Origin of the sequence: Hugenholtzia roseola DSM 9546, assembly GCF_000422585.1 — a bacterium.
Classification (GTDB): Bacteria; Bacteroidota; Bacteroidia; order Cytophagales; family Bernardetiaceae; genus Hugenholtzia; species Hugenholtzia roseola.
The window spans coordinates 50,205-69,910 of record NZ_KE383881.1; the positions used below are offsets into that span (position 1 = coordinate 50,205).

Genomic DNA, 19,706 nt, shown 5'->3' on the forward strand with positions numbered 1-19,706 from the left:
AAAGGCAAGCTCGAAGCCCGTCGTGAATTAGCAATCTCTTGTTTAAAAAGAGGACTTTCTATAGAAATGACCGCCGAACTCACGAAACTATCCATCGAGGAGATTCGCAAATTGAGTAAAGAACTGTAAGTTTATTAGGTGTATCCCCTTCTGTTGTTTGTATTGTTTCGATACCCAAAAAACCGCCCAAATGTTAGGCTTGGTCGCAGACGAAGCCTTTTCAATTCAAATAGCTTTTTAAATAAGGCTAAATCTTTTTCAAAATCTTGTCAAGCGTTTCGAATCGGATAAGATTTTTCTGTTTGAGCCAATTAGCCTTGATATTGCGCAAGGCGACTACTATCAGAAAAAACCAGCGCAACCATTTGAAGGAGAATGAAAAAATGCCCGCCTTCGTAAGGTATTTGCTTGCAAAGACACCCGCTGCGCCTGCGGCGGCGATTTTATCCATAGCAGGGTCGAAATCTTGATAGCGATAGCCCTCATTGAACTGTATCGCATAACAGAGTTTATCTAATTCCGAGCGCACAAAGGCAAGGCTTTCCGAAGGAGCAATGACCTGCAAATCGAGCGTGCCATATCTGCCCAAAAGTCGCACCTGATAGCGCAAAAACAAGGAATCTTGGTAGTGCAAACGCTCCGCCCAAAGAATACGGTAGGTCTGTCCTTCGTATGTAGGACGAAGCCACCAGCCCAAAATTGCTGCCTTTTCAAGGGAGTCTTCCTGTGGTGCGTGTTTTGGTAGGGGTAGGGGCGCGATATTTTTTTGCTTTTCTTTTAAATCATCTTGTAAAATGGCAAGCCAATCTTGCGCCTCTAATTTTTCCATCTCTGCCAAATTGACATGCCCGATAGGGCGATAGTGCAAAAAGATGCGGTAGCTGTGTGTAGAATCGTCTGCATTGCGCTCTAAAATGCCCAGCGCACCCATCGAAGCCCAATAGGGCTGATAGTGCGTTGCTTGTGTGCTATCTTGCTGAAAATCAATGAAATGATAGCCACGCGGTACTTGCAACCTGCCTGCGCCCTCTGCCAAGCTAATCGTACCTACCTGCCAAAGCTGCGTGATAGGGGTTGCTAAAACGAAGTGGATACAAAACAAAGTTGAAAAAAAAACAAAAGAGAAGTTGAAAAAATAAAAGCGTTTCATAAAAGAAAAGATTAATTAGGCACTACTTTTTTCCACTCTTTTTCTATTCGAACTGAAATGCTAAAAAAGTATAGACCCGAAGGGGATTCCTCGAAGCGTACCGCTAAGGGATTGCCTGAACGTCTGACCATATCGATAAGTCCTACGTGTGCGCCCTGTGTTTTGCCTTTGGCAAACTTGCGCTCCTGTCGATAATATTCGGCTAAGGCTTCCTTATCGAGGTGATTGATGTAGGCAGTGCGTTGTTCGAGTTTTTCCTTTTGTGCTTTCGTAACCCAATTTCCACCAGAAACCATAAAAGAGTCGGCACTTTGTGTTATCATCACGATTCTTGCTCCGATTGTTTGCCCCTCTGCCATCTGCTTTTCGGCAGAGTGGTGGTAGATATTCTGTGCCACTTCTATAAAAACGGCAAAGACCTTGTTTTTCACCGCTTCGGGGATTTGGGTACGCTCTTTAAAACCCTCTGCGATGTCGGCTAAAAGTTCCTGCGAAATAGCACCTTTGAAAATAGCCCAGACTCCGTCTTTTTGTAGGCATTGGTGGTATTCGTATAAATCGAGTGCGAAGTCCATTTGTTTGCGAAGTGTGTGGATTGGGTAGGGAAACGAAAAAGAGGAGGGCAAAAAGTTTGTACTTTTCCCCGTTTGGATATTAAAGGCTAAAAATAAGTTTTTTTTTAGATTTCGCCAAAAAAAAGAAGGCGAAAAAGAAAAAGAAGCGAAAAAAATTGCGTTTTCGCTTCTTAGACCGTTTTTAGGGCTTGAAAGTTGGGCGTTTATGCCAAGACCAGTGCGCCAAGTTGTTTTTGAATCGCCTCCTGACAAAGCTCTATAATTTGCGTTTCATTCTTGCCGTTTGGCTCGATAAAGGGCAGAATCGTAACCGAAAGCGGCATCGCAAACGGAACGGGTTTGAATTTGAAACGCTCGATTTGCCAGAAATTTTCCAAAGCGATAGGCACGATTAGCGCGTCGGGCATGTATTTGAGCATCATTGCCAAACCTGCGGGCTTGAAGGCACGCATAGAGCCATCGCGTGAGCGTGTGCCTTCGGGGAAGATGCAGCCTGCGTATTTATTTTTGCCCAAATAGATGGCAAATTCTTTCAAGGCAGTAAGGGCTTGTAGGCGATTGTTGCGGTCTATGACCGCCGAGCCGCCGTTGCGTACATTAAAGGAAATGGCAGGGATGCCCTTAGATAGCTCTTTTTTGGTTACGTATTTGGGGTGATGGTGGCGAAAGAACCAGCCAATGGCAGGAATGTCGTACATGCCTTGATGGTTGCTTACCAAAATTAGCGGTCGGTCGGTGGGTAGCTTGCCTGCTAAGTTGTGGTAGCGAACTTTGCTTCCGATACAGCGAAGTGCGCCCAAAAGCCAAATACAAAGCCAATCGACGGTTTTTTTGTGTGCTTGATAGCCAAAAAAGCGAAAGGCAACAACCTGACAGAGGTGATTGAGCAACAAGACCCCAAAAAAGGCAGTGGCAAAGAGTGGCGTAAAGAGCCAACCTAAGAGGCGATTGCGTGCCGAAACAGGGCTTGGCGAAGGGAAAGACTGATTTTCGAGCATCATAGCAGCATCATAGAAAAAGGGGAGCAATGGCAAAACGTTTGACAGAAAAGGGCTTAAAGAGAGAGAGGCAGTATCGAATCCTAACCAAATAGACTTTTTAGAATTTAACTATACTGCCCCTATGCACGTTGTTTTTATTTGTTGATAGCCACTTTTTTGAGCATCGTATCGATGATATTGCGCGAGGTAATGCCTTCGGCTTCGGCTTCGAAGTTGAGGATAATTCTATGATTAAAGACATCGGGAACGATACTTTTGATGTCTTCGGGTAAGACAAAATCGCGTCCGTCCATGAAAGCGACTGCCTTCGCCGCACGATTGAGGGCAATGCTGGCACGTGGCGAAACCCCAAATTGGATATAACGCGCTTCCTCTTTCAGACCGTAATCTTGGGGGAAGCGGGTAGCAAAGATAAGCTCGATGATGTATTCCTCCAAAGAAGGATTGATTTTGACATCATTGATAGCACCTGCAATGGCACTAATTTCGGCTTTGCTCAACACAGGCTCTACGCCCCCTTTGTAGTCCAGATTCGACATGCGGCGCATAATCTCTAATTCTGCACTTTTGGCAGGATAGGAAACATAGACCTTCATCATAAATCTATCCACTTGCGCTTCGGGTAGCGGGTAAGTTCCCTCCTGCTCGACAGGGTTTTGGGTCGCTAATACCAAAAAGGGCTTGTCTAATTTGTAGGTCTGCTCGCCAATCGTAACCTGACGCTCTTGCATGGCTTCTAAAAGTGCCGACTGCACCTTGGCAGGGGAACGGTTGATTTCATCTGCTAAGATAAGATTTGAAAAAATGGGACCCTTCTTGACTTCAAATTCGCCGCGGCTTTGGTTGTAAATCATCGTACCGATAACGTCGGCAGGAAGAAGGTCAGGCGTAAATTGAATCCTCTGAAATTGAAGTGCTAAGACGGTAGATAAGGTATTGACCGTCAGGGTCTTTGCCAAGCCGGGGACACCTTCCAAAAGCACGTGTCCGTTGGTAAAAAGTCCGATAAGAAGGCGATTGACCATCTGGTCTTGCCCTACAACTACCTTTCCGACTTCCCGATACACACGTTGGATTTTGAGTTGTAATTCCTGAATATCAGCAGCTTGTTCCATCAAGGGGACAGATTTGGGGTGAATATAAATAATTGTGTCTAATGACGATAAGGGGAAGCGGCACAAGTGCCTGCTTTGTGGCTTTTTTGCAAAACAAGGGGCAAGATGCGAAAAAAAAGTGGGCTTTCCAAATTTTTAACAACTCTTATAGCCAACGCCAAAGAGATGCGCCTTATGAGCAGGGCAGCGACTGTGATTTGAGGTGGTTTAAGCCAATTTGAATAAATTTGGGGTTATTGAATAGTGTTTTTTTTCGGTCGCTCCAATTTTCTAATTCTCTTTTGATGGCTTCTTCGGTATCTACCTTTTTTTCCAACCTAATAAAGTCTATGGTAGAAAGCAGTTCCAAACCGAAGGCTGAATAAAAGCCCGCCAGAAATAGTTTTGTGTTTTCTACAATAAGTTTATTTTTTGATTGTGCAGGGTCGTCTAAAAAGGCAATTATTTCCCTTTCTGTTTCGGCAATAAGTTCTAAGGTTTCAAAAGGTTTTTTGTCTTTCGAGCTATATCCTACAAGATAACTCCCATTGAGATAGTGCAAAACATGTCTTACTTTGCCCGAATAAGGACCATAAAAATTAGGCTTAAAGTCGAGTTTAAAGACTTCTGCTGCCCCAAATCTTTGCAAAAAATAAGCAACTTTTTCTGCCGCAAATTCTGATACAAATTCGCCCTGATGAACCAAATCGTGCAGAACGGCGAGCAACATGGCTCTTGCAGGGGTTAGGCTGACGCGCTCTTTTTCGAGGGCTTCAACTATTTGGGTTTGAGGCTGATAGATGTAAATTTCACAATTTAGGTCGCCTAAATATTTTTCTAATAATTGCTTTATATTTTTCCATTCTAAACCGCCCTGTCCCGCCCCAAGCGGTGGAATGGCAATAGACTTGATACTACTTTCTTCTATTGTCTTGACAAGTGCCGCCAGCCCTGCTTCTATGTAAGGATATTCGGAGGGGAGTCGCCAATGCGTTTTGGTGGGAAAGTTGATGATGATTTTCTCGCCTGATAGCAAAGATTTATCTTTTGTAACTAATAATTGACCAATACGAAGTTCTTTGTTTTTACAAACTTGTGCATATTTTTTAAAATTATTAGGAAACATTTTTTTAAACTGCAAAGCAATTCCCTTGCCCATCACCCCGACAAGATTAACGGTATTGACCAACGCCTCTGCTTCGCTTTCTAATAAGTTTCCTGTTTTATAGTGTATCATATTTTTAAAAATAATATTCTGGTTTTACAACGACTTTATCGGCTGACGCGCCAAAGCCTATCATTTTTTCGCAGGCTTTTGTGTTATAGACAACATATCCCAAAACTGCTTTTGGAGGAAGGTCACCCAAGATTAAAAATTCGGCTTCTTTCCTACGCTTTTTGTCCAAATCTTGTTCGTCCTGCCAATATTTGGCTCGAATGGCGGCGTAGTCTATAAGCATCTCAATATTTCCTATGTCTGCCCTTGTGTATTGCGAACTGAATTTATCCACAGCATGCCCATCTGTAAAGATAAAATCTAAGTTCAAATTGATAATTTCTTGAATGGTAGTTACACAATAAACAATATCGCCTACGGGGATAGCTTCTATTCCATTAAAGCCTTTTTGAATGACATAGAGCATTGGCATGCGATAGCCAAAGTAAAAAGGAACGTAGTCCCCTAAACGTCTGCCATTTTCTAATAACGTAAGGTTTCGTCGCACAATCAAACGTTTATCACCGATAGGGACAAAATCAGGATTCGACTGCGTCGAGGTTGAATGGGTAATGCCATTTTGGAGAATATGCGGAATATTCTCTATATGGGTCATTCTAAACAAATACTTTTTATCCAGATTTGGCATTTTAGGTAGGTCTAACGTCAGAAAACCACTTTGCAAGCTACCAAATCCCGACGAAATTGCCAAATTTTGTAGCCAAAACATTTTTTAAGGTTCTGCCTTGCCCAAATCTTGATGAAAACGCGCTATCAAGTTCCAGATATGATTTTTTCTGTATGTTTTTTCTTTTGTCGTAAAAGCTGGTTTAGAATATAAAATTTTGTTTTTGTATTTAATTTGTATGATTCTATTTTCTATGCCCAAATAATTGCCGCTTCGGATAAAATCGGGCTGACGGGCATTGAAGTTGGTATTTTCAAAAAAGACCCTAATTTGGGGAAAGGCACTGCGAACCCAGATGCGTGAAGTCGTTATATAAAAATCGCCTGCTGTGTCTTCTATGATAATTTGCAGTTTGATGCCTGTGTTGGCAAAAGTGGCGATAAGATTTACAAAATCCGAATGATAATCGTATAAAAATTGATGATTCCAATTTGTTACTGCCTCCAAAACCGAAGGAAAAACCGCCTCGTGCGGACTGTATTCTATTAGTGCAATCTCTTTTCCCAACGTAAAATAAAGGGGCAGACGGCGCAAAAGAGAAGGGAAAAAGTGTTTGAAATTAGAAAAATGCCGCTTGCGATTGGGCTGATAATTTCCTAAATACCAAACTTTATTTTTTTGGTGCAAAATAAGTCCTGATTCATACCTAATTTCATAACTGCCTACTTTATTGAGCAGCACCAAACCAAAGGGCTGACGGCGGCAGATAAGTTTTGCCAAAAAACATAGCGTCGCAGGATTGGGAAAACTGTAAGCCGCTATATTTTCGCCTACATTATTCACCAACTCGCGCTCGGCTATCTCGATAAGAAGGGACTTTATCTTTTTAAAGGGCAGTTTTTGTAACATGTAGATTCAAATGTAGGGACAAGGCAATGCCTTGTCCGCTTGGCAAGATTGAAAAAATTTGTTGTTTTATTTGGATATAGTTTGGATAATGGGGTAGGTTTTTTCTACGAAAATATACGTGATTGAAAAACATGGTTTGGACAACGCGGTGCGTTGTCCCTACAAAAGTGCAGGTGTAGGGACAAGGCATGCCTTGTCCGCAGGGCAAAATTGAAACAAAAAAAGGATTTAGCCCAAATTTTATTTCGTTTCTAATTTGAAAAAAGGCTTAGAATTTAGAACTACTCCAAACTCCGCACAAGCCGCACCGTTTCCACACTTAGATAAATTACCTTTAATAGCAATTCGATAACTTCTTCCTTGTAGGCAAAGAAATCGTAGGTATCGAAATGCGCGGCGATACTCTCATCACGACTTTTCGAGGGCTTGTATTGATTCAAAACCCACTCCACTGCCGTCCGATTGCCCAACTTGTATTCCCAAACTTCGGGCGCAATGTTTGAAATGCTCGTTAGCTCGTCTATTTCTATTACGCCGTCTTTTACGCGAAGTTTGATGTCGGGTTTGATTTTTTGTAGTAATTTTTGGTCTTCTAATGCTATTTTATTATTATCGAAAATATCTGTTTCGGTCTTTTTGCGCTTCGGCAAAAGTGTTTCCAAAGGTTTGCGATTTACTTTTGCCACTTTATCAAGGGGCAGCGTTTCATAATGCAAATGCAGCTCCATCAACTTTTCGCCCCAATGTGCCCACTGCCAAAAGTTTTCATAAAGGGGGATTCGCGGAAAATCGCGCTTCAAATCTATCTCGTATTTTTTACGATAGGCGGGCTTGTGCAATACGGCATAGACGTAGTGAAAAATAGCTAACTTGCTGATTTTCTCGTCTTTATATTCCTTTTGAAACAACGCCAATGCCCAATCGGTGATGTTTTCCTTTCTTTCCCCATTTTCATAGCGGTAAAGAGGAAGGCATTGCGTACCTCCATTGCCCATTTTTAAATAACTTAAATCAAATACTTTATTAGCTCCTAAAACAACTAACTGTTCAGCACTAACACATCTAAAACCAATTACTTTATTTTCAAATTGATTTTTAAAACCAAATATTTTGCTATTCTGATAAATTCTATGCGTATAAATCTTATCAAAATAGAAATACTTTTTGACAAAAGGACGATAAAGAGAAGTAGTAATATTTTTACGATTGTACTTGAAATTCAAATACTTTTGTAAAACTTCTTTCATTTTGCGTATTTTCTCTCTTTTCCCATTCGGTGGCAGGCTTTGCAAATAGGCTAATTCTTCTTCCAATTCTGCAAATTTTACCAAATGAGCCTCTAATTCGGAAGTCCATTTAATATTTCTATTCACAAAATCGTTGCTTGATTGTGTTTTATCAGACTGTTTCCAACGTTCTTTCTCTTGATGAAAGAAATCAATAAAAAACTTCGCTTTGGCTTCTAATTGCTTTTTGTCAAAATCGTAGCTCCAATCATCACGACTTGTTACAACACCAAGAGAATATAACTCAAAAATCGTATTTTCTCCTTCTTTTCCTAATTTTCCTTCTTTGTTACAAACAGGTATTAACTCCTCAAAATCGCTTTTGCTTATATTGAGCCAATTTCCTTTTTCGTCGGGTCTTATCCTTTCAAAAGGGATTTTTTCAAAATCATTAGCCCTTAGCCAATCCAATTTTTCCTCTTTTCGCATTTCGTCGGTGAGCGTGTAATAGAATATTTTAGCTTTCTTTTCTGCATTTGTTTCTTTTTTAATCAAAAACATGATTGCCACGCCTGCTTGTATGCCAAAAATATTATGCGTTGTGCCTGCAATTTTTGGATTTTGCCTTACGTCTGATTTCGTATCTAAAATATAAATTTCATCAAATTCACGCTGCACAATTTTTCTAAAACCGTCGAAAGTACGACTATCTATAAAACTGCGGTTGGTAATAAAGGCAATTACCCCATTTTTATCAATTCTATCCATTGCCCAGCGGTAAAAACGGGCGTACATATCGTATAGTTTTGTTTTTTGTGCGGTACTTTCTTTAATAAAAGTATCTTTAATTCGTTTGTCTAATTCCTTATATTCTCTATTTTTATTGTTGTCGTTTTCGTTTTGTTGGTTGGCATTATAGGGCGGATTTCCGATAATAACGGAAATTTTGTGGTCGTTTTGCGCCTTGATGCGCTGCGCATTTTCGGCTAAATTTCCAAACATGCCCGTCTGTTTTCCTGCATATTTCAAGACTTCTACATTGTCGAGGGTATCTACCCAACAAAGGTTATCGAAGGTATGATACGTGCCGACTTTCCTTTGGTAGGTATATTCGATGTTTAGATAGGCGATATAATAGGGCAGAATCGCCACTTCGTTGGCATGAATTTCGTTTTTATACTTTTTCTTAAACTTTTCTACATCAAGGGCAGGCAAATACTCCAATAAATCGGTGATAAAAGTGCCTGTTCCTGTGGCAGGGTCTAAAATATGCACATTTTCATCAATCAAACTTTTATCAAAATGTTTTTCTAATAAAAAATCGGTAGCCTTAATCATAAAATTGACCACTTCGGAAGGCGTATAGACAATACCCAACTTATCGGCGTTTTTGGGGTTGTACGCCTTGTAAAATTCTTCATACAAATACTTTAAAAAGTTTTGCTTTTCCACATGCGTATGCAGCCCCGAAGCATGGTCTTTGATGACCTCGTAATAAGGGCGCATTTTTTGTACAATTTCCCTTTTAAATTCGCCTATAAAAAAGGTTTTTTCTATGGCAATTAAAGACTGTGCAATGTTGTTTTCTTCATGAAATTGGGTATCGGCAAAGACATTTTTAAAAATATCTTCGGTCAGGATATGTTGGATAATCATTTCGTTTATATCACCCAATAAAATATGCGGATTGATACAAACTTTACAAAGTTCGTGAAAATTTTTCCTTTTTTGTATAAATTCAGTTTCATTGTTTTTCTCCAAATTTTGCATCATATTTTGCAAAACTTGTATAATTTCGGGAACGTCTTGCGTAAATTTAGAAAGTGCCTCTTTAAAACTTCGCGCCTCTTGGCTTTCGTAATTGACAAACTTGGTAATAATGGTATGCAGGGCTTTGGCATCAAGCATATCGCAGGTTTCCCTTTGGTCGTCTTGGTACAAAACGGCAGTATTCGAATCCTCGAAAAGGATATTAAAAGTAGGGTAGCCGTCTTTTATCTTCTTTTCAATTTCTTTTTCCAACTTATCGCCCAAATCTTTCGCCTCCCAATAGCCGACGACAAAATGCCCTTCCGCCACTAAGCCGCCATCTGCTATCCGACTGGTGTTTTTAATCGCAAACTCGTCTATGAGCCTCAACTTTTTGTTTTCGGCATAAAAAGAGAGCAAATCTGCAAAGTAACGTCTGATAGAAGACTCTTTCTTTTTGCCGCCAAAGGCAGGAATTTCCGCCACTTTTCTGTAATACTCGTTTATTTTTTGGATAGACATAGAAACTAAGGCAAAGATTTAGGGTTATGAAAAATAAGAAGGCAAATATAATAAAAAAAATGCTTTGTTGGAAAAGGCTAAAAATGCACCCCGCCCCTATAATGCAAATGTAGGGACAAGGTCTGCCTTGTCCGCTTTTACAAAAGATTTAGGATTTAGGTGTTTTGATTTTTTATAACCTTTGCAGCATCTCATAGGTTTGAAACGTTTGGAAAGACAATGAAATCGCTTATATTTGTAAAATCTTGAACGCCTAACCGACTCTGCCCTTTCAAACGCAAGGCAATCTGAAAGTCCTTTTTGTTTGGAAAACATTTTACTAAGCCCATTTTGATAAAATGAAAAATACCTACTTTTTTACGCTCCTCTGTTGGCTTGCCTGCTTTGCCCTTGCTGCGCAAAATACGGCTCACCTTCACGACCATGACCATGACCACTCACATACAGACGCGCCTCTTGTGGCAGGCGAACCCTTCGCGCCCCTGCGTGCGCCCCACAAAGAGGCACAGCCCTTGCGTTTTATCGAAAACAAAAAACAATGGGAGCAGGGCGTTTTGTATCGTGCCGAATTGCCGTCGGGCTTTCTCTTTATAAGGGAAAACGCCTTGCAATATTCGTTTTATAGTGCCGAAGACCTCGATAGGGTGCATCAGCTCTCGCATGGGGGGGCAGCCGAAAAAGCCGAAGCTCAACAGATTCGCGCCCATTCCTTTTTGGTGCGCTTTGTAGGGGCAAATGCCAATCCTATCCTCAAAACGGGCGAAAAACACCCGACTGCCTACCACTACTTTTTGGGCGACGACCCCGCCAAATGGGGAACAGAGGCGGCTGCTTACGACCAAATCGGCTATCAGGCACTTTATCCGTACATAGATTTGACTTTGTATCTGAAAAATTGGCAACTCAAATACGATTTTATTGTCAAGCCCAAAGGCAATCCCGACCAAATACAGATGCACTACCAACATGCCGACAAACTCGCCCTCGAAGAAGGTAATTTGGTCATCACCACTTCGGTAGGAAAGGTTACGGAATTAAAGCCTTATTCCTATCAAATTATAGCAGGAAAAGAAGTAGAAGTGCCTTCGCGTTTTGTTTTGAAGCGCGGCAATCTGGTGAGCTTCGAATTTCCGAAAGGATACGATAAAAATTATGATTTAATCATAGACCCTGTCTTGGTCTTTTCTACCTTTTCTGGCTCTTTTGCCGACAACTGGGGAACTACCGCCACACACGACGCAGCAGGCAATCTCTATGCAGGGGGAACGGCTTTTGGGGCTGGTTTCCCTACTACGCCCGGTGCTTTTTCGCTCAATTTTTCGGGTGTAGCCGATGTTAGCATCTTGAAATTCAATCCCACAGGCACTGCCCTACTCTATGCCACTTATCTTGGTGGAGCTTTGCCCGAAGTGCCGCATAGTTTGATTGTGGATAATAGCAATCAGCTTGTTATCTTAGGTACGACAGGCTCTAACAACTTTCCCGCCCTGCCTTCGAGTTACGACAACTCTTTCAATGGCGGCGTGCCTTCCCAACAGATGAACGTCTATGCCTTTCAGCAGGGTACGGATATTTTTATAGCCAAACTCAATGCTTCGGGTAGTAATCTCTTGGGTTCGACTTTTTTTGGGGGTTCAAATAATGACGGTCAGAACGTCTTGGGCGAAGCACTTTGTTACAACTACGGCGACGAATTTAGGGGCGAAGTAGCCCTCGATGCACAAGGCAATATCTATATCGCCTCGATGACGCGCTCTAACAATTTTCCACTGCAAAACGCTTCCCAAACAACTTTTCGCGGCAATCAGATGGGCATTGTAGCCAAATTTAGCCCCAACTTAAATAATTTGCTTTGGAGTACCTATATTGGGGGCAATGGCGTAGATGCAGCTTATTCTTTGAAAGCAGGCTCGAATGGAAACCTTTATGTAGCAGGCGGAACAACCAGCGTGGAATTTTTCCCCGCCTCTGCCAATGCCTTCCAAACGATAAATGCAGGCGTTACTGATGGTTTTTTGGCGCGTTATGATGCAAATTCGGGCGTGTTACAAAATGCGACCTTTGTAGGAACGCAATTTTACAACCAAGCCTACTTTGTAGATTTAGACGAAAACAACAACCCTTACATTTTGGGTCAGACGCGCGGACCTTATCCTATCTCGCCAAACCGATACGGAAACCCTGGTAGTGGTATTTTTATTCAGCGTTTTCGCCCCGATTTGACAGGCTCTATTTGGAGTACAGTCGTGGGTTCGGGCAGGCTCACGCCTGATATTTCGCCTACGGCTTTTATGATAAACAGTTGTGGCAATATTTATTTGGCAGGTTGGGGGGGCGATATCAACAACCTACCCGGCTATGGCGGCGCAAGCAGCACGCAAAATATGCCGACAAGTACAGACGCTTTTCGCACCCAAACCGACGGCTCGGATTTTTATATGATGATTTTGAGTACCGAAGCCTTTAACCTCATCTTTGCCTCTTATTTTGGCGACTTTGGTGGCAGAGGCGACCACGTAGATGGCGGCACTTGTCGTTTTGATAAGCAAACGGGTACGATTTATCACTCGGTTTGTGCCTGCGGAGGGAGCAATTTCCCTACTACGCCCGGTGTTTGGTCAAGTACCAACAATTCCAATAATTGCAACAATGCCGCCTTTAAGGTCAATTTGGGGCAACTTGTGGCAGCCTTTACCACAAACCCCTCGCCTGCACAGGGCTGTACGCCTTTTACCGTCAATTTTATCAATCAGAGTCAAAACGCTTCGAGCTTTACTTGGGACTTTGCAGGTTTGGGTACTTCTACCGCTACCAATCCTACCTTTACCTTCACACAGCCCGGCACCTATACCGTAACGCTGACGGCGCGAAACCCTGCCCTTTGCGACCAAGAAGAAACCGTTTCGATGGACATCGAAGTCTTTGAAGCCAATTTCGACGTATCCGACGCAGAAACCATTTGTAAGGGCGAAAGTGTGCAGCTTCAAGCCTCTGGCTCTACTTCCTACCAATGGTTTCCTACCACAGGACTTTCTAACCCTACTATCGCCAATCCGATAGCCTCGCCCGAACAGACGACGACTTATTCGGTTTCGGTACGAAATGCAGGCGGCTGTACCGATACCCTTTCCGTAACGGTTACGGTTTTGCCCGAAATAGAACCCGATTTTGACATCAATTTCCTCAATCCTTGTGATGAGTTCCCTACGGTTCAAATTGTGAATAATACCCAAAATGCCAATTCCTACCTTTGGGACTTTGGAAACGGACAAACCTCGACGGCACAAAATCCGCCGCCTTTCCAATACAATGCACAAGGCACTTATACCATCACCCTAACGGTAACGAATACGAATTGTAACCAAACCAAAACCGTTTCTGAAACGATTACGATTCTGCCCAATAATTTCACCACCAGCGACAACGCAAGCATCTGTTATGGCGAAAGTGTGCAGCTCTCTGCCACAGGCGGCACTGCCTACCAATGGACTCCTGCCTTTGGGCTTTCCAATCCGAATATCGCCAATCCGATAGCCTCGCCTTTGGTTACGACTACTTATACCGTCAGCATTACAGGCAATAGCGGCTGTGTGGAAGAACGCCAAATTACCGTAACGGTAAGCCCTGAACTTATCCCCGATTTTGATGTCGAACTGATTGCCGTCTGTGGCGAACCTACGATTGTGCAGATTTTGAATAATTCGGTAGGCGCAACTACGCATCTTTGGGACTTCGGAAATGGCATTACTTCTACACAAGCCAATCCGATAAATTTTAGCTATGACGAGGTTGGCACTTATACCATTACCCTGACCGTAGGGCAGGGCGATTGCCAACGCACCCTTTCCAAGACGGTAAATATTACCGAAAGCGGCTTCGATGTGCAAGTGCCGCCTGCCGTCTGTGCAGGGCAGCAAGTGAGCCTTTTTGCAAGTGGAGGCGTGAGCTATGAATGGACACCTGCCGCAGGGCTTTCCAACCCCAATATCGCTACCCCGACGGCTACCCCTACCGAAACGACGACGTATTCGGTTACGATTATTGGTCTGAATAATTGTAGGTTTGATACCACCGTAACGGTAGAAGTGTTCCCCGAAATTTTGGCAGATTTTGAGGTCAATTATCAGGGCGATTGCGACCAAGTGCCTACCCTGACGCTGGTCAATCAGAGCGTTGGCGCAACCAACTTCCTTTGGGATTTGGGCAACGGACAAACTTCTACTTCGCCAAATCCTCCCACCTACACCTTGCCACAAGGCGGCACTTATACCATCACCCTGCGTGCTTGGAACGAAAACTGCGCCGATTCTACCGAAAGAACCATCACCGTAACGCCCACAGGCTTCAACATTTCGCCTAACCAAAAACTTTGTGTAGGGCAGAGTGTCCAACTGCAAGCCGACGGCGGTTCGTCCTATATCTGGACTCCTGCCACAGGGCTTTCCGACCCCAACGTTTCAAATCCTATCGCAAGCCCTACCCAAACGACGACTTATTCGGTGCGCATCTTAGGGCGTGATGGTTGTGAAAAAGATACCACCGTTACAGTGGAAGTGTTCCCCGAAATAGAGGCGGATTTTACCCTGACTCTTTCCGACCCCTGCGACAACAATCCTTCTGTTACGGTGCAAAATAATTCCGTAGGCGCGACGAATTTTCTTTGGAATTTTGGCAATGGCACTACCTTCAACGGTGCAAATCCGCCTACTTACACCTACACGCGCCCTGGCACTTATACTGTTACTTTGATTGTAAGTAATGATAATTGTGTCGATTCTTTAAAGAAAGAAATCACCATCTTTAATAACGAATACAGTATCGTACCCGACATAACGATATGTAAAGGGCAAAGTGTGGCTTTGGGCGCACGCGGTGGCGTGAGCTATGAATGGTCGCCTGCCGAAGGATTGAGTGCTACCAATATTGCAAATCCAACGGCAAGTCCCGACCAAACCACGACTTACACCGTCCGCATTACAGGTGCAAGCGGTTGTGTGGTAGAACAGACCGTAACGGTAACGGTGCTACCCGAACTAACGGTAGATTTTTCGGTAGAAATTACGGAGCGTTGCGATAGGTTGCCTATTGTCGTGATAACCAACAATTCCGTAGGCGCAACTTCCTATTTTTGGGATTTTGGCAATGGCGATACCTCGACGGCTGAAAATCCGCCGCCTTTTTCCTATGATGAAGAAGGGCGATATGTCATTACCCTGCGTGTGGCAAATAGCCTTTGCGAAGACTCGCTCAAAATTCCGCTCGATATTTTCATCGACTCTTTTGACGATTTTATCCAAAATGTAAGCATTTCTGATAACCTTTCTATCTGCAATGGCGATACGGCACAGTTAGCCGCTACGGGGGGCGAAATTTACCTTTGGCAGCCTGCCGCAGGGCTTTCCGACCCCACTATTGCCAATCCTTTGGCTAACCCTACCGAAACTACTACCTACACCGTCCGCATTGCCAACAAAGACGGCGGCTGCTTTGTAGATAGCTTAGTAACCGTTACGGTAGTGCCTAAGATTGTCATTGATTTCGAGGTGCTTATCTCTTCGGACTGTGGCAAGCCTTCCGAAGTTAAGATTGTGAGCCGAAATGCAGGTTTAGATGCCTTTATTTGGGACATGGGCAATGGCGATACCCTTCGCACGCGCGACCTTACCGAGTATGTCTATAATGAAAGTGGCGAATTTGAAATAACGGTCAGTGGCAGCAATGGCGTTTGTGATGAGAGTCAATCGGTGCGCGTTGCCGTTGATAACTTTTTGCCGCCCAATGTCATCTCGCCAAATGGTGATGGCAGAAATGAGAATTTTGTCATCAACAAAGGGCGTAGCGGTTGGAAATTAGCCATCTACGACCGTTGGGGCAAACTGGTTTATGAATCCGACGACTATCAAAACGATTGGGGTAGCGAAGTAGAAAAAAGCGCGATGTACTACTATCTGCTCACCTCGCCCGATGGCAATACTTGTAAGGGTTGGCTGCACGTATTGAAATAGTGCCGCAAAATTGAAACGCCGTCTTGTGTAGGGATAAGGCACTGCCTTGTCCTATGCCCCAAACCCTAAGGGTCTTGAAGACCCTTAGGGTTTAAGTCCAAATTTTATTTTGCTTCAAATTTGAAAAAACGGTAATAAAACAAGACTTTTCACAGCACTTAACAGCACTGCCTTTGTCCTTGCAAAACACAACTTTAAACCTTTGTAGGCGCGTCTTAGCGTTTGCAAGGGTTTAATTTTTTTGTATATTTGTGTGCAGTTGCGCTATCGCCGTTGGGCTTATTCTCCTTTTATATGCTTCAAAAAAAAATTTACCTTATTTTATTGCTATTGTCCAATTTTCATTGGCTCGATGCGCAATCTATTGTCCTGACACAAGAGCAGACAAGCAGAGATTTTGAAGCAGGCGAATTTTATTTGTATCCAGATTCTGCCTTTTTACAAAAAGTAGAGGCTGTGGCACAAAAGCCTTTCGCGCCTAATCAGGTAGCAGTGCCGAGTTTGGGCTATGTAAAAGTGCCTATTTGGGTGCGCTTCGAGGTAGAAAATCAAAGTTCGCATACCGATTGGGTCTTGCACTATAATTGGGTTTTTAGCGATACCGTAGAGCTTTATGCCCAAGATGCAAAGGGCATTTGGCAGCTCAAATACCGCGCAGGCTATACGCTGCCTTTTCAAAATCGTCCGTTGGATTATCCAAGCCTTGCCTATCCTTTGGGTTTGGAAAAGGGGCAGAAGGCTACTTTTTATGTGCGCGTATGGAGTGCTGCACCTATTGGCTTGCCTTTTTCTATCAAACGCCCCGAAACTTTGCAGGCAGAGCAGCGCAGAGCCGATTTGCTTTATGGTATCTACTTCGGTACGCTTATCGTGATGCTACTCTACAATCTTGCCATCTGGATTTCTTTGCGCGATAGGAGCTACCTATATTATACCTTCACAATCGTTTCCACTTTGGCTATTTTTTCGAGCATCAGCGGCTACACAGGTCAGTTTTTGTTTTACGATTATCCGAAAGTCAATGCCTATTTTGCCAAAGTTTTTATCGGGCTTATCGTCATTACGACGGTGCTTTTTGCCAATGAATTTTTAAACACGAAAAAATACGCGCCTATTTTTGTCAAGATTTTTCGTCTGATGATGCTTTTGGCGGGTATTTCTATTTTGCATGTCTTTTACGACACTACTTCGGGTTGGAGCAATAAAGTCGTGAGCCTTCATACGCCGCTTTTGCTTGCGGTCGGCATTTGGGTTTGGTACAAAGGCAATCAGGCAGCGCGTTTTTTTGTACTGGCATGGTCGTTTTATATCGTAGGCGGACTTATCATTACGCTTTCCAATTCGGGTGTGCTACCTGCTACGGGCATTTATCGCCACTTAGCCGAAGTTGGTTCGGCTTTGGAAGTGGTCTTGCTCTCTTTGGCTTTGAGCGACCGCTACCGTATGTTTAAAAAGGAAAAAGAGGAAGCGCAAAAGCAAGCCCTCCTTGTTACTGAAAGCGCAAAAGAAGAACTCGAAGAAAAAGTAAAGCAGCGCACCAAAGAAATTTACGAAAAAAATGAGGAGCTAATTGCTTCCGAAGAAGAAATCAGGCAGCAAGCCGATGAGCTAATGTACACCCTGCAAGTGGTAGAAGCCCAAAAGAGCGAGATTGAGAAGAAAAACGAAAACATCACCGCTTCCATTACCTACGCGCTTCGTATCCAAAATGCGATACTCCCCAAAGAAGCCGATTTGCAGACACAGCTCAATGGCTTTGTCTTTTTCAAACCCAAAGACATCGTTTCGGGCGATTTTTATTGGTTTGCTCAAAAAGAAAACTGCAAAATTTTGGCGGTAGCCGACTGCACAGGACATGGCGTTTCGGGTGCTTTCATGACCATGATTGGCAACAACATCTTAAACCAAATCGTGCATGACCTGCACATTTACGAGCCAGACCTGATACTCAATAAAATGCAGTTTTTATTAGAAAAGACCCTTTCGCAGGCAGAGAGCAAAGTGGCAGACGGCATGGACATTGCCATTATCAAAATAGAACAAAAGGCAGCCCAGCAGGTAGTTACTTATTCGGGGGCAATGAATCCGCTCTATTACGTTCAGAATCAGGAGCTAAAAGAAATAAAGGCGAGCAAAAAGCCCATTGGCGGCAAAACGTTACAAAATTTTAGTTATCAAAGGCATGAAATAAAGATAGAAACCGAAACTACTTTCTATCTTCTTTCAGATGGTTTTCAAGACCAATTTGGCGGCGCAGACAACAAAAAATTTATGACCAGAAATCTGAAAAAGCTCCTTGTCGAAATTGAACAGAAGCCTTTATCCGAGCAAAAAGACATCTTAGCGACTACTTTTGAAGATTGGAAAGGCGACGAAAAACAGACTGATGACGTTTGTATTGTAGGTTTGAAAATTGCGCCCAAATAAAAACTTCAATAGCCGTTGGATAAAAGTTTTTGCCTTTTTAAAACTGCTTCCAAAGCCCCAAATGGCTCGCTTTTATGATTTTGAGTTGGATATAAGGGCGTTTTTTTTGCCACTTTTTAAATTTTTTTACAAATAAAAGTGCGTCGCTTTCGGCTACGATAAGTTCGGTTTCGAAGCCCTGCCAAGCCGCCTTATTTTTTGAGGCAGGAAATAATTGTTTTCTATTCTCTCGCGCCTCAATTTTTGCATATAAAAGCCATTGATTTTCAAGTTCTTGCGTCTTTTTTTCAGATTGTAGGAAAAACAAAACTTCTCTGAACAGCAAAAACTTGCCGCCTAATTTTTTGGAAAAATCTAACCCTGAAAGAATAAGTTTTGAAAAAAAATGCTTGTTTCGCTCTAATTTCAAAAAGATTTGGAAAAGAGGGCTGCCCCAAAAAGAGGTAGCGGCGCGATACCAAAAATTGGGCAAGATGCCGTCGGGAGCGAGCAGAGTCAGTTTTTCTACCTTTTCGGGAAAAAGCAGGGCTACTTCCATTGCCAAACGGCTGCCCAAAGAGTAGCCCAGCAGGGTGAAGGTTTGAATTTGATACAAGTCAAATAAGTTTGAAAGACAAAGTTGAATTTCTCTTTTTTCCAAAACCTTTCCCACTTCGTAAAAATGAGGCGTAAAGATAAGCAAGTGCCTATCGGGGTAGCGCGTTTGGAGTTTGAGGTGAGCGGCTTGCTGCCCCAAGCCACCGAAGAAGATGAGGTACTTTTTTGCTTTTTGTTGAGAAGATTTAAAAAAAGTAAAAGGTAAGATTTGGTTTGCACTTAGATTTTTCATATTTTAGTGGCGATATTTTCGCTTGCGCTTCTATAAAGGTAGGCAAAAATAGGCGTTGTTACAACGATAAAAGCCTTAAATGCACCCCACCCAAACCCCGCCCCTATTATGGCGGGGCTTTGATTCGGAATCATTTTTTTTGCATTTATGCAAAAAAAATGATTTGGTTTTCGAACCCTCCCCTATGGGGGGAGGGCAGGGTGGGGGTTCAGCAGGTTTGCACCAAGCACAAAACCCCGTTTTTTGACCTTCTGACCGTTGTAATAACGCCCAAAAATAAAAAAAAACACACCACTACCAGTGATGCGTTTTTTTGGTTGAGCTAATGCTTGACCCAAACCAATCCTATAATCGAGCAGTTTAGTGAGAAATTAA

Annotated in this window: 11 protein-coding genes; 2 read left to right on the forward strand and 9 right to left on the reverse strand. The window is 42.9% G+C overall.

What is annotated here, in order from left to right; translation table 11 throughout:
- Positions 1 to 247 precede the first annotated feature (247 nt).
- From G500_RS0113830 to G500_RS0113875, 8 genes are all read right to left on the reverse strand, one after another.
- Positions 248 to 1,150, reverse strand: coding sequence for a DUF2167 domain-containing protein (locus tag G500_RS0113830; protein ID WP_027002987.1), 903 nt, complete (start codon positions 1,148 to 1,150; stop codon positions 248 to 250).
- 11 nt (positions 1,151 to 1,161) lie between these two features.
- Complete coding sequence (locus tag G500_RS0113835) at positions 1,162 to 1,725, reverse strand: SiaB family protein kinase (RefSeq protein ID WP_154657163.1); 564 nt, start codon at positions 1,723 to 1,725, stop codon at positions 1,162 to 1,164.
- A gap of 203 nt (positions 1,726 to 1,928) precedes the next feature.
- Complete coding sequence (locus tag G500_RS23555; RefSeq protein ID WP_051203624.1) at positions 1,929 to 2,753, reverse strand: lysophospholipid acyltransferase family protein; 825 nt, start codon at positions 2,751 to 2,753, stop codon at positions 1,929 to 1,931.
- Positions 2,754 to 2,860: 107 nt separating this feature from the next.
- Positions 2,861 to 3,841 (reverse strand): AAA family ATPase, encoded by a 981-nt coding sequence (locus tag G500_RS0113845; RefSeq protein ID WP_027002989.1) that lies wholly within the window; start codon positions 3,839 to 3,841, stop codon positions 2,861 to 2,863.
- 172 nt (positions 3,842 to 4,013) lie between these two features.
- The gene (gene darG, locus G500_RS0113855) at positions 4,014 to 5,057 is read right to left on the reverse strand and encodes a type II toxin-antitoxin system antitoxin DNA ADP-ribosyl glycohydrolase DarG (RefSeq protein ID WP_027002990.1); all 1,044 of its coding nucleotides are present in this window, start codon (positions 5,055 to 5,057) and stop codon (positions 4,014 to 4,016) included.
- A 4-nt stretch (positions 5,058 to 5,061) separates the two neighbouring features.
- Complete coding sequence (darT, locus tag G500_RS0113860; RefSeq protein ID WP_051203625.1) at positions 5,062 to 5,766, reverse strand: type II toxin-antitoxin system toxin DNA ADP-ribosyl transferase DarT; 705 nt, start codon at positions 5,764 to 5,766, stop codon at positions 5,062 to 5,064.
- Positions 5,767 to 5,769: 3 nt separating this feature from the next.
- Complete coding sequence (locus G500_RS0113865; RefSeq protein WP_027002992.1) at positions 5,770 to 6,573, reverse strand: hypothetical protein; 804 nt, start codon at positions 6,571 to 6,573, stop codon at positions 5,770 to 5,772.
- Positions 6,574 to 6,854: 281 nt separating this feature from the next.
- Positions 6,855 to 10,070, reverse strand: a complete 3,216-nt coding sequence (locus G500_RS0113875) for a type ISP restriction/modification enzyme (protein ID WP_027002993.1) — start codon at positions 10,068 to 10,070, stop codon at positions 6,855 to 6,857.
- 338 nt (positions 10,071 to 10,408) lie between these two features.
- Between G500_RS0113875 and G500_RS26485 the strand changes: the two genes are divergently transcribed.
- Positions 10,409 to 16,075, forward strand: a complete 5,667-nt coding sequence (locus tag G500_RS26485; protein ID WP_051203627.1) for a DUF7948 domain-containing protein — start codon at positions 10,409 to 10,411, stop codon at positions 16,073 to 16,075.
- A gap of 294 nt (positions 16,076 to 16,369) precedes the next feature.
- Entirely contained in the window at positions 16,370 to 18,502 is a 2,133-nt protein-coding gene (locus tag G500_RS0113895; protein WP_154657164.1) for a 7TM diverse intracellular signaling domain-containing protein, read from the forward strand.
- Between the two features lie 37 nt (positions 18,503 to 18,539).
- Here the strand turns inward: G500_RS0113895 and G500_RS0113900 are convergent, their stop codons facing one another.
- On the reverse strand, positions 18,540 to 19,331 hold the full coding sequence (locus G500_RS0113900; RefSeq protein ID WP_027002995.1) for an alpha/beta fold hydrolase: 792 nt from the start codon (positions 19,329 to 19,331) through the stop codon (positions 18,540 to 18,542).
- Positions 19,332 to 19,706 lie beyond the last annotated feature (375 nt).

Bases quoted from the DNA above. Each gene is read 5' to 3' on its own strand.
- G500_RS0113900 (WP_027002995.1), bottom strand. From the start codon at position 19,331: ATGAAAAATCTAAGTGCAAACCAAATCTTACCTTTTACTTTTTTTAAA.
- darG (WP_027002990.1), bottom strand. From the start codon at position 5,057: ATGATACACTATAAAACAGGAAACTTATTAGAAAGCGAAGCAGAGGCG.
- G500_RS0113845 (WP_027002989.1), bottom strand. From the start codon at position 3,841: ATGGAACAAGCTGCTGATATTCAGGAATTACAACTCAAAATCCAACGT.
- G500_RS0113895 (WP_154657164.1), top strand. From the start codon at position 16,370: ATGCTTCAAAAAAAAATTTACCTTATTTTATTGCTATTGTCCAATTTT.
- G500_RS0113875 (WP_027002993.1), bottom strand. From the start codon at position 10,070: ATGTCTATCCAAAAAATAAACGAGTATTACAGAAAAGTGGCGGAAATT.
- G500_RS0113865 (WP_027002992.1), bottom strand. From the start codon at position 6,573: ATGTTACAAAAACTGCCCTTTAAAAAGATAAAGTCCCTTCTTATCGAG.
- darT (WP_051203625.1), bottom strand. From the start codon at position 5,766: ATGTTTTGGCTACAAAATTTGGCAATTTCGTCGGGATTTGGTAGCTTG.
- G500_RS0113835 (WP_154657163.1), bottom strand. From the start codon at position 1,725: ATGGACTTCGCACTCGATTTATACGAATACCACCAATGCCTACAAAAA.
- G500_RS0113830 (WP_027002987.1), bottom strand. From the start codon at position 1,150: ATGAAACGCTTTTATTTTTTCAACTTCTCTTTTGTTTTTTTTTCAACT.
- G500_RS26485 (WP_051203627.1), top strand. From the start codon at position 10,409: ATGAAAAATACCTACTTTTTTACGCTCCTCTGTTGGCTTGCCTGCTTT.